Source organism: Faecalibacterium prausnitzii (assembly GCF_003324185.1).
Lineage (GTDB): Bacteria > Bacillota > Clostridia > Oscillospirales > Ruminococcaceae > Faecalibacterium > Faecalibacterium prausnitzii.
This window is the reverse complement of the sequence record NZ_PXUP01000005.1, coordinates 148,333-159,723: the sequence shown is the minus strand read 5'-3', so window position 1 is coordinate 159,723 and position 11,391 is coordinate 148,333. Positions and strand designations below refer to the sequence as shown.

At 46.7% G+C, this 11,391-nt stretch carries 13 protein-coding genes and 1 pseudogene; all 14 read right to left on the bottom strand.

The features are described from left to right. Positions 1 to 191 (bottom strand): annotated as a pseudogene (locus C7J97_RS05210) (tyrosine-type recombinase/integrase); the annotation flags it as partial. Then, on the bottom strand, positions 188 to 559 hold the full coding sequence (locus C7J97_RS05205) for a helix-turn-helix domain-containing protein (protein ID WP_113992160.1): 372 nt from the start codon (positions 557 to 559) through the stop codon (positions 188 to 190). The gene C7J97_RS05205 and the pseudogene C7J97_RS05210, both read right to left, overlap by 4 nt. 115 nt (positions 560 to 674) lie before the next feature. Further along, positions 675 to 1,484 carry a DUF6551 family protein gene (locus C7J97_RS05200; RefSeq protein ID WP_097771476.1) on the bottom strand — a complete coding sequence of 270 codons (810 nt, stop codon included), beginning with the start codon at positions 1,482 to 1,484 and terminating at the stop codon, positions 675 to 677. Beyond that, complete coding sequence (locus C7J97_RS05195) at positions 1,475 to 2,149, bottom strand: type II toxin-antitoxin system PemK/MazF family toxin (protein WP_097839050.1); 675 nt, start codon at positions 2,147 to 2,149, stop codon at positions 1,475 to 1,477. Before C7J97_RS05195 ends, C7J97_RS05200 begins: the two co-directional genes overlap by 10 nt. A gap of 86 nt (positions 2,150 to 2,235) precedes the next feature. Next, positions 2,236 to 2,463 (bottom strand): hypothetical protein, encoded by a 228-nt coding sequence (locus C7J97_RS05190; RefSeq protein ID WP_113992161.1) that lies wholly within the window; start codon positions 2,461 to 2,463, stop codon positions 2,236 to 2,238. A gap of 382 nt (positions 2,464 to 2,845) precedes the next feature. Further along, positions 2,846 to 3,325: a sigma-70 RNA polymerase sigma factor region 4 domain-containing protein gene (locus tag C7J97_RS05180; protein WP_113992162.1), complete on the bottom strand. Its 480-nt coding sequence runs from the start codon at positions 3,323 to 3,325 to the stop codon at positions 2,846 to 2,848. 667 nt (positions 3,326 to 3,992) lie between these two features. Continuing rightward, positions 3,993 to 4,490, bottom strand: a complete 498-nt coding sequence (locus C7J97_RS05175) for a helix-turn-helix domain-containing protein (RefSeq protein ID WP_113992163.1) — start codon at positions 4,488 to 4,490, stop codon at positions 3,993 to 3,995. Between the two features lie 428 nt (positions 4,491 to 4,918). Next, the gene (locus C7J97_RS14825; protein ID WP_147232743.1) at positions 4,919 to 5,158 is read right to left on the bottom strand and encodes a hypothetical protein; all 240 of its coding nucleotides are present in this window, start codon (positions 5,156 to 5,158) and stop codon (positions 4,919 to 4,921) included. Positions 5,159 to 5,294: 136 nt separating this feature from the next. After that, positions 5,295 to 5,783, bottom strand: coding sequence for a helix-turn-helix domain-containing protein (locus C7J97_RS05170; protein ID WP_113992164.1), 489 nt, complete (start codon positions 5,781 to 5,783; stop codon positions 5,295 to 5,297). 489 nt (positions 5,784 to 6,272) lie between these two features. Continuing rightward, the gene (locus C7J97_RS15355) at positions 6,273 to 6,956 is read right to left on the bottom strand and encodes a hypothetical protein (protein ID WP_242983441.1); all 684 of its coding nucleotides are present in this window, start codon (positions 6,954 to 6,956) and stop codon (positions 6,273 to 6,275) included. A 156-nt stretch (positions 6,957 to 7,112) separates the two neighbouring features. After that, on the bottom strand, positions 7,113 to 8,405 hold the full coding sequence (locus tag C7J97_RS05155; protein WP_112121309.1) for a hypothetical protein: 1,293 nt from the start codon (positions 8,403 to 8,405) through the stop codon (positions 7,113 to 7,115). 11 nt (positions 8,406 to 8,416) lie between these two features. Beyond that, positions 8,417 to 8,713, bottom strand: coding sequence for a hypothetical protein (locus C7J97_RS05150; protein WP_146746928.1), 297 nt, complete (start codon positions 8,711 to 8,713; stop codon positions 8,417 to 8,419). Between the two features lie 173 nt (positions 8,714 to 8,886). After that, positions 8,887 to 9,390 carry a hypothetical protein gene (locus tag C7J97_RS14975; protein WP_207657561.1) on the bottom strand — a complete coding sequence of 168 codons (504 nt, stop codon included), beginning with the start codon at positions 9,388 to 9,390 and terminating at the stop codon, positions 8,887 to 8,889. 474 nt (positions 9,391 to 9,864) lie between these two features. Next, the gene (gene glmM, locus C7J97_RS05135) at positions 9,865 to 11,250 is read right to left on the bottom strand and encodes a phosphoglucosamine mutase (RefSeq protein WP_113992168.1); all 1,386 of its coding nucleotides are present in this window, start codon (positions 11,248 to 11,250) and stop codon (positions 9,865 to 9,867) included. Positions 11,251 to 11,391 lie beyond the last annotated feature (141 nt).

The window sequence follows — 11,391 nt, the reverse complement described above, 5'->3', positions numbered from 1 at the left end:
TGCTGCATCGTTTCAGGGTTAAACTCTTTTTGTGTTTTACGCAACAGAGATTCAGCTCTTTTTTTGTTTCCTTTAACCGGAAGTCCTGTGCTGATGGATTTGGTTCTGCGCTTTCCATTTGTGTCTTTCCAGCTCAGAATCATCTGATACATACCGTTTTGTTCTCTTAAATGTCCGGCCACATTTGTCATAGTGATGCTCCTTTCTGTTCGCAGCCAAACGTCCTTTGCTTAGGCATCATAAGTTTAGAAGACTCTGAAGTGTTTTGCAAGGATGGCGCAAGAGAGTTTGAAAGGCGCATCCCTCCAAACTGCCGATTCTGATCGATCAGGTACTCTACCACGCAGAGTTTTGGTATCTTATAACTGCGTCCTACACGCGCCGAGTGGATCTTATTCTGCTTGACCAGCAGATACGCATTCTTCCGGCAGATGCCAAGCATTTCCTGAAGAATGTCTACGGATACCACATCCGGGTAATCCTTGAACATCATCATGTACCGCTCTGTCTTGCGGTCGGGCTCTTCCTGAATCAAAGTGCAGGCTGCGATTTCGCTCATTCCGGTCCTCTCCTTTCCAGTTCAATATGTCAATTATTTGAAAGAAAATACTATATGTAAAGAGCGATGGCCTTTTTCCGGGTACCATCGCCCTTGCCAAAGGAGATATTTGAGTTTAGAACTTCATCGGCAGCGCATCCTTCCTGCACTTGCCGTTGTAGGTGGTGTAGATGGGGTAAACGTACCGCCGCCAGCCCGGAAGCTTGGCGGGATTATCCCGGCTGATACGGTAGAGCTCCATGGGATGGACTCCGCTCAGCGCACGGACAAGCCGCTCCGCGCTGTACTGTCCATGATACAGCTGCACAAAGTACATCACGCCCCGCAGGACAGCCGCCCGGAAGGAATCCGGTCTGCCCTCCCACGCTTCCACGATGTGCCGCAGGGCTTCGCAGTAGATTTCTTCGCCCAGCTGGTCGTACAGCTTCAGTGCCGTGCCCACGCAGCTGATACGGTAGTCGCTCAGCTGCATGCTGTCGTAGTTGAGGGACAGCCCCACCCGGTTGGTGGCTGCGACAAACGCCTTGGAAGGCGCATCGCCGCCCACCACCTTGGCGCGCAGCTTGATGCCCGCCGACAGGGGTGCGGCGTGACCGTTCTGCTCCGCAAAGAGCAGGGCTTCCTGCTCCATCGTCAGTCCGGTGTAGACCTTGCAGAGGATCGGGCGGTCCTCGCCGCCGTTGAGGAGGATGCAGCCCTCGATGGTGTGCTGCCCGTCCATCACATAGTATCTGCCGTTGCGGAAGCTGACCTTCGGCTCGTTAACGATGTACTCATTGAAGTCTCTGGCGATCAGCTCCACCCGCTTGCGCTCCACGCCCCGCTGGTAGATCTCGCGGGGATAGATCAGCTTGCTGCTGTGGATGACCGAAAGCTGGTACGGCGGGTTGATACCAATGAAGGTATTGTTTTCGTTCAGGCGCATCGCATTTCCTCCTTAATTCTCCAAATGTACTTCTCGGCTTCCTCTAAGATCTCAGCCACCTGCTGCTTACGCTTCGGGCTGGTGAGCAGGCTGGGATTGAAGGTGAAGCTGTATTCCAACCGCTGGATCATGGCATGAACCGCGGATTGCAACTCGGTGTACAGCATCATTTCCTCGATGCTTCCGGCGTTCTCAAAAGACGATTTGATGGGCGTATAGGGGTAGACAGGTGGTTTGCCATCCACCACCTCAGGCGGCGCGTAAAGCGCCGTAGAGCGCCGGATAGGCTCCATCTGCTGGATGCTGCCCATGGGGTTCAGCGCAAGGCTGATACGCACTGCATCATCCACCCTGCGCATCTCCTCCGGGGTCAGATGCCCCAGATACTTCAGCGCCCGGCTCTTGTCGATGGTGAAGATCTGCTCTGCCTGCACAACGGACGGCATATTCAACCCTGCGTTTTCCAACAGGCAGTGGGTCGGCTGGTTTACTTTCTTTTCCGCCTTGCTTGTCATGGTCGCAACGATCAGGGTCGGAGAGTGATAGTTGCCCACGTCATTCTGAAGAATGACCGCCGGACGGTCACCGCACTGTTCCGAACCGGTGCTCGCCCCGAAATGGGTGAAGAAGATGTCTCCGCGTTGGAATTTCCAGTTTTGCTGCAAAATTGTACCTCCATGTTGTTATGTGCAAAGCCCGCTGCCGGATGTTCCGCAGCGGGCTTCGTTCAAGGTATGGTGGTATGGTCGGGTCAGCGGTGCATGACCACATAATCGTAACCGCGCCGCATCTGACAGACGGTGCAGGTGTCCATGCTCCGGTCTGCGCTGGGTACAAGCGCGATCTTGAAAACTTTTGCATCCACAAAATGCCGCAGACAGGTACTGCAGAGGGTGCGGATGGACTTGACCATCTCAGGGGTCAGCTCCATCTCCTCGTAGATCTCCTGCTCGCGCACCGTGGGGTTCAACTCATCCATAAAAGTGTCCTCCTATATGTATCAAAAGTGAATATTCGGGTAAAGAATAAATTGGGATACGTAAAAAACGGGAGCTGCCGAATGCGCAAAAACGTACCCGGCAGTTCCCGGATCAATATGATTAAAGGTCTCGCATATTCGCCCTCGGCCCCCTGCGAGTGGGGCATAAACATCTGGCAGCGGACTTTTACCGCTTCATTGGCATTTCAGCCACCCCGTCTTCTTTGTGACCGGGCCGCGAATTACGGAAGTATCATTATCGAAATCGAAGTACCAGACGATGGAACTCTTCAGTTTTCAAGGGCCGCGAGGTCGGACACTTTGCCCTGCGGCAGGTGCCGCTTGGGAAATTGTCCCTTCACTTACGAACCCAGTTGAAAGGTCAATCTGCACCCTGAAAATCAAAGTTTTTCAAAAAATTAGTGATTTTAATGATACGCTTACTTATATTCTGATGGGCAATGCCATAAGCTTTAGATAATTCCACCGTGCTATACTCCTCATAGACATAGAGCGTCAAAAGTTTAAGGTCATCATCAGACAGCTTCTCTAGTCCGGCTTGCAGGCGTTCGTTTTGGACTTCACCCACCCATGCAAACCGCGTTTTCGTTTCGTGATAGGTATCCGTCACGGTAGTGGCTCGCACAAAGTCAGCATAATCGTTCCGATTTTCGGAATCGTCTGCACTTGGAATCTCAACATCGTAACGATGGTGGGCACGGTCATCATTGAACACCGCCAAATCGTACTCATACATCTTCTGGATAGCATCCTCCATCATGCCAGCAGCCCGGTATTCTTCCCGGAGCTTGTCCCATTTAGCATAGAAGCTACGGCGGGCATTTCCGCTATTGTAGTTCATATAAACCTCCAAATTTTCGATAAAGCGTAAAAAGTCGAAAATTTGGAAGGCTAATGATAAACACCGTAGCGGTTCACAGCCATGCGCTGCTTGTAGCCGGTGATCTTTTTCTCCAGCAGCTTGTCCACGCAGTTCATCACGTCAGTCATTTTCGTGTCCTTTCCCCCGGACTCAGGGAGGGGAAGGATACCGATGACGGAGACTGGATAGGGGTTCACACCGTGCACTGAACCAGCCTGCAAAACGCAAAAAGGCCCGATTCCAGAGATGGGAGGTACACCCATAGACCGGTCGTTCTACCGCAGCAGACAGCGTCTGCCGGCTGGTAAAACTCCGTTATGGTATCCTTAACCCTCTCTAGAATCGGGCCTTACGATATTTTTGTTCTTGGGGCTTGTCCCTTGAACTGACTACATGATAACCGAGAACACCTCAAATCACCAGTTCATCAGGTGAGCTCTAAAAAGCAGCACACAAAGCATCGTTATTTCGTACTTTTATAAAAAATACCGTCATGTCAGATGCTCTTATGCAGCCTTACTGCGCCGTTTTATTACCGTTTAGGGCTCACTTCTTGAGCCCTTACCTCAGAAAAAATTTCAAAAAAAAGAGGCGACCAGACCGTTTTATGGTCTAATCGCCTCATGGATATTCTGTTGTAGGTACCTTAGCAGGCAGTTTTGAGTGGGGCGCATCCACAAGCTGCAAGATAGACGTTGACTTTCTCGATACCGTCTTTGTAATGGCCCGTCAGAATCATCTGATAGACCGTATTCCTTTGATTGTTAAAGTCCAGTGTGATTCCACACATTCTCAATAAATCACTGCTGACCATTGGCGGAAGCCGCAATGCCACCGAAATGGCAACGACTTGTTCCGCGCTTGCCTCCTGACCCGCACGAAGCCGCTTCACTGTGGACACAGAGAGTCCGGACTCAGACTCCATATTCTCTACAGACATATCCCGGTCGTTCATCAGCAGCTTTAGAGCGTCTCCGAACTCAAGTTTTGCAATCATCTTCCGTATTGCCATGGACCACTGAACCTCTGCCATAAACTCATCTGGCGCAGCCATCCCCTGCTCAGCAGTATTCTGGCGGCAAACCGAGTTGACATTGACAGATGCCGCTTTGGTCTCGATATTCTTATGTACAGCGGATGCCACCTCGGTTCACCTCCTTCGCTGAAAATTTTAATAAAAAAAGACCGGAGCAAATTCAGATTTCAAGTTGCTTACGCATTACTTGTTTCTAAATTTACTCCGGTCTTATGTATTTCCGTTTCCGTACTCATTGACCGGATGTGTATTAGCCAGACATTTTATAGTCTTATCAGCAAGTAGACGCACTTCAACCTTACAGTAGTGTTTTAGTATTGAATTAAGGACCGTTTAGTTATAACTCCTCAATAATTGTGCGCTGACTGCCTCCAACAATCGCGGCACTCTACTAAAAACCTATGTAATGTCTCTTGCTGAGACGTCATTCAGAAGGATTTTTTTAACTGAACAACATGACTATCTTTGTCTGGTAATACACCTCCACGTTACAAATTATTATCTTTTCAATAGAGCCTTTCAGGCTATTATTATATCTATAATATAGCAGCCAAAACTCTATTTGTAAATAGGAGCAGCCACTTTTCATCGAAGCGACGAGAAATAAGCCAGAAAATTGTGTAATCTGCCAATTCCGATCCTATAAACGCAAAAGAGCCGGAATAAACTCCTAAAATCCGAAATAATTTCAGATTTTTTGAAATCCACCCCGGCTTACTACCCATTCGAGCAGTACCAAACCAAACAGGCAGCAATTCAATTTTAAGCTGGCTCACACGGTCTCCTGATGAGCCAAGTGTGCAGATTCGCATCTGCCTTTTCCTGTCCTTATCCTCAAACAGTGCAAATGAGCCGTGTATCCTTCTCCGGCAGGGAGTTGAACACACGGCTCATCATTTTAGGTTCAGAATCTCAAGAAGCTCGACAATCCTGTGCCGTCTCTCGGGACAGTGAAGCATTTCCTCTTTCCCTTAAGTACTCGTTCACCTCATCAATTGACCTCATATACATACAGTTAAGAATCATCAAATGTGCTAGCTGTTCTTTGGTCGCAGCCAAGCTAAAACCCGCTTTTGCTATGAGCGCAAACGAAAGCCATGGAGGAAGGTGCATAGCAACGCATAGTGCAACCACGTTTTTCTCAGAAAAACTTTCAACCTTTCCGTTTCTGTAGCGACCGATCGTTGACTCCGACACCTTTGATTCAAAGGCCAGAGCCTCTTGCGTAAATCCGAAGCGTGTCATCACATATCGTAGTGCTTCCGGGAAGCAAGCAGGCATATTCGCTAACACCTTGCGTTCTTCTTCAGCCTTCTCGTACTTAGACAGCCTTCCTTCCGGGTCTATAATATGATAGTAGTTTTCGATCTCTGTTTGATTTTTTTCAGCATGCGAGGGCATCCAAATCCCTCCCACGTCCGAAACTACTCAAGGTAGCCTCAAACGTGGGAGGAATGGGCATAGCGATGCTCATTGGATCAGTAGTCAAACCCGCAGTCGCGCGACTGGCCTTTTGGGCTCTATTAACCCATAGCATATGCAACTGCGCATAAATCTGTGCACACTTAGCCTTTCTAATGCGTCTGATCAGTTCTCGCATCCTTTCCAATTCGAGAATTCTTTCATAAACGCACTGACACTCCACAGAATCCGGTGCCAGATCATCAGCAATATGAAGCAATGACTGAATCCGCTTATTGATTCTGTTCTTTTCTTGCTTCAAACATAATAAGCTGACTGCTTTAGCAACTGCATCGATAGCTGATGAAAGTGTTGAATTTTGACAAATGATGTACATTTGCACATTCACCTGCCCTTTTCATGTAGTACGGTAAACCGCCAGTTTTATTATATCACATTCCATTTTAAAACAAAATATGTCTCGTTTTCTTATTGCTTCGCCATCTTCTCCTTAACCTTGTCCGGCACGTCGATCAGGCCAAATCGGTAGAACAGCCCATAGATATACGACACACCCCGGATATCTCCCAGAGCCTTAGGTCTGTCCACTACCTCTCCGATTTTACCGATATTGTGATACGCCAGCGTCACGGAACTCCAAGCAAGGCTCTTGCTATCCTCTCTGCGGTCAATCCACAGCTCCTTGGTGAACTCATCTCCCCTGCCCTTTTTCAGCGTATATGTAAAGGGCAAGCCGGACATCGTCTTGAACTTGTATCCCCGAAAAGCCACCACACACTTCCAGAGGTTTTCTTCGCAGGGATCCTTCCTCAGCGCAACCACAGCTCGGTAGTGTCGCTGCCGCTCTGCCCCGGCACTGATATTCGCTGCTTCAGCTTCCTCCGGGAAGTACACGCCTTTCTCATACGGCAGATAAGAGGTCACAGAGGGGCGGGACAACTGCAAAGCCGACATAGTGGAGGTGACAGCAGCAGAATAACTCTGCGTGCTTCTAAAAGAACCGAACGTCTGCTGGACGAGCTTTGCCGTGTCTGACTCATAGACCCCGGCTGTGATGAGCAGCTTCCGAACCTTGATGGGGTTAAGGGACAGTGCATCTGCGATGACTTGCAGGCTCATTTCGTCCGTATAAAGGTCAGCAGCTGCTTTCATCTGCTGTGCCAGGTTCTTGGATGCGCTGTACTCCGGCTTTGATGACTTCCGCCCTCCACCGGGCTTGCGCGCGCGGCGCGGTTCATTTTAGGAATCTCTTTTCTTTCTAGTAGTTTAAGTATAGTGCCGTGTATATATGAAGATAATATACATATCTTATATTTCTACAATTCTTGTTCCATGATTTCCCCTACTACCCGGAATCAGAGAAATCAGTATCTGCTCAGTTTTATGTGCCCTAACCGCCTCTTTCACTTCATATATGTTAGCAATTTTTACAGCTTCAAGCTCAACTTTTATAATCAGATCAGCAATTTTTTTCCCTAATATAGTAATGCTTGCAGTTTCTTTGAATTCTAAGCAAGTATCCACATCCAATCCTTCCGGATTCTCCAAGCAAAAATTCGCAGTCATATTAAAGTTTTCCCATGTAAATCCACTTGGTTTTCCCATTATGCTATCAGACAAGAACCACACCAACTCAGTATCTTCATTGGATAGTGCTTGATCAATCGGAAATTGAATTCCGTATTGATTTTCGATCATAACTAATCTTTTGGCAATATCAAGATTGAAGTCTATACTGTCATATTCATCCCCAAGCAAAACACGGTCAAGCTTAACGCTAAATAAATCTTGATTTTGCTCTGTCACATGGACATATAGCCTATTTTCTGGAGTTGCCGCCTTCATAAAATTCAAAAAAATATATATATTTTTCCACGTTTTCGCAGTAAACTCATAAGAAAAATCTGTAATTTCAGTATCGGTATGATAGGTCAAGGTCAATATAAAATCCTCTGCATACTCTTTATTTGATACTTTTACTATTTTAGCATCCGGGTCAACCGGTTGAATTCTCATAACAGTATTGTATTGGTATGGGCTGTTTTCAATACCTATTACACACTTCATTCCTGCCGGTAGAGCCTCTGGAACAATCCTATATGTACTACTTCTCCACTCCCTTTGAAATCGGTCCTGATATGGATCAATTTTATCTCCAATCATCTTTTGCATATCGAGCATTTCAACATTAATGGGTCTTTGTGAGATTCTTGCCCTGTTTAACGCCTCTTGAAATGACATACCTGTTGGAATATCAATTTTAGCTTTTGCTTTTACTCTCTGAGGATATTTCTTCCGTGCTTCTTCATTTATCGGTTCACTACATAAATCCGCTTTGCCATCTTTCATGCTTACAGCCACTTGATATCCTTGTGGCAAAGCCCTATTTTCCTTTAGTAAAACATTAGAGATTGAATCAAATGTTATCTTCAAATCCTCCGGATTATCTTTTATATGATTAATTGCGGTCGCTGGATTTTCAATTTTTACTACCGAATCTTGATATATATTTCCATTTTCCACAGTACCAACCCGAATACTATTCTGCTTCACATTTTTGTGGAGTAATTTTCTTATTGTCTCAAATGCATATTTCAGCATAATGTACTTCCTTATTCTTCGACATCCTGTTTAATTGCACCTGTTACCGTTCCTGCTTTTATACTATTTGTTTTTTTAATTTTTTCATCACCTACATTCGGCGTACTTTCTTTACGGATATCCTGTAGTATCTCACCTGCTTTTTGTACTTCTATGCTATTTTCCTTGTCGATTTTCTTTTGGTAACTTCTACCGCTGAAAAATCCGCCCAAAAAAGAAACAACAATTCCAGAAGCAAGACTAATTAGGAATGCTCCCAGTGCCGTAGATGGGTCAAATAAATTTTGAAATTGCTCCACTAAATTCACAAATAATCCCTCCATCATAAAATTGTCCTTCACATTCTTAGTCACAATACTTTTTACCGTGTTGCCTGCTGCTCACCACGGAGAGGTGTGCAAAGCTTCAAGCAGCAATGGGAGTTCACACTCCCACACTTCAAATTTTTAATGCCTATTCCTCAAGTGTCACTACAATGCCTCTATATTTTTTCTTCTTCGTTTGCCATGTCCCGTTCAAGATTCTGCGTTTTTCTATAATAGTTAATCAGAAGACTTGTATGCGCTTGCCACGCAATTAAGGCCATTATTTCAAAAAAAACTAACGACAATATTCCCAGTATCCCATTGCAATACACACAAAACGACACTAGCATTCCAGCGACACCAATTACTGCAAAATTTACCATAGTTGATCTTAGAATTCTAATCCGGGACAATGTAAATGCTGCAAATGTGTCCTGCTTGACTTTTTCCCACACCAAAATGCTTGTGCTCGCTTTAATCGGATAACGATTCTTTATTCGCCTTTTCTTTTTATCTGTCAATCTATCAGCAACACGATCCGTCAACAATCCCAGAACATAGCAAGCTCCAATCATAAATATGGACGTCAACAAATTTTGAATACAGTAATCAAAAAACACAAGTGACGATTTTCCTAAACACATCAAAACCAATAAAACTATCCAAACTAACGACTCCATACCAATTACAATGTATTCAACATACAGTTTTGTCGTTTGCATATTTTTCTCCAACTTATCAAAAAAGCAAGAAGTTATGAGTTCATTCACATCATCATGTGATACATCTTACAATAATCTTGGAGGTGTAAATCACATGAAGAATAAATTAGATTGGTTCGATGATGACTGGAAGTGGGATGTACTGCCCACACGGATGCTATATGAGCTTCTGCTCTCCCCTACTTACCGATGGCCTTGGAAAGTAAAAATTGTATGCTCGTATAGGTGGGGGCTGAGTTTCCAAAGTGTCCACGATGCGGAACCACCATAGAGCGTGAGTACCAGCTCTTCTGCAACCACTGTGGTCAAAGACTGAGCTGGAGTGGGTTTGATGATGTAGAAGTACGGTACATAGGGTGGGATGGGGTTAAAGAGGCTGAAGATTGATTTCTGGTACTTTTATTTTACTCCGCTGTGATAAAATCCGCAAGGTTAAACCTTATATCCCTTTTCGCAAATCACATTGGCTACTTCGTCCACATACTTCTGGCAGGTATCATGGTCAGGTGCTTCCACCATCACACGCACGACCGGCTCAGTACCGGATTCACGCACCAGAATACGACCGCTATCGCCCAGCGCTTCTGCCACAGCCTTAACTGCTTCCTGCACCGCCGGGTCGTTCTGTGCGGCCTTCTTGTCGGTCACACGGACGTTCTCCAGCACCTGCGGGTAGATCTTCAGGGGCTCAGCCAGCTTGCTCATGGGAACCTTCTTTGCAAGCATGACTTCCATCATCTTGAGACTGGTCAGGATACCATCACCAGTGCTGGCATACTTGCTGAAGATAATATGACCACTCTGCTCACCGCCAATACGGCAGCCATTCTTAGCCATGTATTCGTAGACGTACTTGTCGCCTACCGCAGTCTTAGCGTAGCCAATCCCCTGCTTATCAAAAGCCTTGTACAGGCCAAAATTGGACATGACCGTAGTAACGACGGTATTGGTCAGCAGCTTGCCACGCTCCTTCATATAGCAGCCGTAGATGTACAGAATGTGGTCACCAGTGATGACATTACCCTTTTCATCCACACACAGGCAACGGTCAGCATCGCCGTCATAGGCAAAACCGATGTCCAGTCCCTTCTCTACCACGAACTTCTGCAGACCCTCAATGTGGGTAGAACCAGCATTGTTGTTGATGTTCAGACCGTTGGGCTGTGCATTGATGACATAGGTATCAGCTCCCAGAGCATCGAACACAGACTTAGCGATGTTCCAACTAGAGCCGTTGGCGCAGTCCAGACCAACCTTGACACCCTTGAAGGAATAGATGCCCAGAGAGATCAAATAGCCCATGTAGCGGTTGCGGCCTGCCACATAGTCCACAGTGCAGCCGATATGCTCACGATGGGCAAAGGGCAGCTCCGGCCAGTCTTTATCGAACACATGGAGTTTGCCGTCAATGTAATCCTCGACTAACAGCAAGATCTCCTCCGGCATCTTCTCGCCATAGCAGTCAATCAGCTTGATGCCGTTATCGTAGTAGGGATTATGACTGGCGGAAATCATGATGCCGCAGTCGAAGTCGTCCACCCGGGCGATGTAAGCTACAGAAGGCGTGGTGGTGACGTGCAGCAGATAGGCGTCTGCGCCGGAGGCAGTCAGACCAGCAACCAAGCTGTACTCGAACATATAGGAACTGCGGCGGGTGTCCTTGCCGATGACGATGCGGGCAGGCTCATTGTTGCCGTTGCGCTCGCGCAGTGCATTATAATACCAGCCCAGAAAACGACCAACCTTGTAGGCGTGGTCAGCGGTCAGATCAATACCAGCTTCACCACGGAAGCCATCGGTTCCAAAATATTTTCCCATTATAGTTTTTTCCCCATCCAAAGAGTGAATTGACGAATAGAAATGTGCCTTTAGCCGGATAATTATCCGTTGCCTGCTGCTCACCACGGAGAGGTAGCACATTTGAGCAGCACAGCCATGCTGGTGCATGGCTGCATTGTC

Coding starts and splice junctions, on each gene's coding strand:
- C7J97_RS05190 (WP_113992161.1), bottom strand. CDS start 2,463: ATGGATGAGTTGAACCCCACGGTGCGCGAGCAGGAGATCTACGAGGAG.
- C7J97_RS05170 (WP_113992164.1), bottom strand. CDS start 5,783: ATGCCCTCGCATGCTGAAAAAAATCAAACAGAGATCGAAAACTACTAT.
- glmM (WP_113992168.1), bottom strand. CDS start 11,250: ATGGGAAAATATTTTGGAACCGATGGCTTCCGTGGTGAAGCTGGTATT.
- C7J97_RS14975 (WP_207657561.1), bottom strand. CDS start 9,390: ATGGAGTCGTTAGTTTGGATAGTTTTATTGGTTTTGATGTGTTTAGGA.
- C7J97_RS05200 (WP_097771476.1), bottom strand. CDS start 1,484: ATGCGCCTGAACGAAAACAATACCTTCATTGGTATCAACCCGCCGTAC.
- C7J97_RS15355 (WP_242983441.1), bottom strand. CDS start 6,956: ATGAAAGCAGCTGCTGACCTTTATACGGACGAAATGAGCCTGCAAGTC.
- C7J97_RS05180 (WP_113992162.1), bottom strand. CDS start 3,325: ATGAACTACAATAGCGGAAATGCCCGCCGTAGCTTCTATGCTAAATGG.
- C7J97_RS05155 (WP_112121309.1), bottom strand. CDS start 8,405: ATGCTGAAATATGCATTTGAGACAATAAGAAAATTACTCCACAAAAAT.
- C7J97_RS05205 (WP_113992160.1), bottom strand. CDS start 559: ATGAGCGAAATCGCAGCCTGCACTTTGATTCAGGAAGAGCCCGACCGC.